The sequence below is a fragment of the Bartonella sp. AA86SXKL genome, assembly GCF_042196885.1.
Window position 1 is genome coordinate 1 of the sequence record NZ_JBHIRE010000275.1, and the last position, 769, is coordinate 769.

Below are 769 nucleotides of genomic sequence, written 5' to 3' on the forward strand. Positions count from 1 at the left end.
TCAAAGTGCTTTAGGACCATCACTGTCTATAAAGGCATATAGCAATGCATACGGTTTCAAAAAACATTTCGTAGATAGTTTGCAGAAATGCATGCGATCTACAAATCAGAAAAAAAGTAAGTGAGATTTGTTTCTCTTAGTTTTGTGAAGTTTGAAGTATGCGGTGTATTTCTGAATTAAGTTAGTCCACTTTTTTAAACTTATGACTACACGCTCTGTCATAGCACACATATAAATACGTAGAGCCTTAAGGGGGGATTATGATCACTAACGCACAAAGCATTCTCTGTCAAGACTGGCTGGGCTATATGCGGTGCTGATGGTCATATATTCAGTGGCGTCATGAATTTTCAGCCCCGTCGCTTTGAAGGCGGTGGGATGCGTTATTTGCGTTTTAAACAATGGCTTACTGAAATGAAGATGACAGCAAGGAGAATTGATGCGGTGTATTTTGAAGAAGTGCGCCGTCATGTAGGGACGGATGCAGCGCATGTTTATGGCGGCTTGTTAGCAACCTTAACGGCGTGGTGTGAACATCACCAAATTCCTTATGAAGGCATTCCCGTTGGGACGATTAAGAAAGAAACGACAGGAAAAGGCAATGCCTCAAAAGAAGAGATGATTAAAGCGGTGTGTGCAAAAGGGCACGCGCCTAAAGATGACAACGAAGCAGATGCTTTGGCAATTTTATATCTAATGAAAGAAGGGGGTACGCATGTCTAATGCAATGCCATGGGTAAGATTTTATTTGTATGACTGGATAAGTGGT

At 41.5% G+C, this 769-nt stretch carries 1 pseudogene; it reads left to right on the top strand.

Annotated elements, in window-relative coordinates:
• Nucleotides 1–260 precede the first annotated feature (260 nt).
• Nucleotides 261–723: pseudogene (locus ACFIO5_RS11510) on the top strand (crossover junction endodeoxyribonuclease RuvC).
• Nucleotides 724–769: the final 46 nt, after the last annotated feature.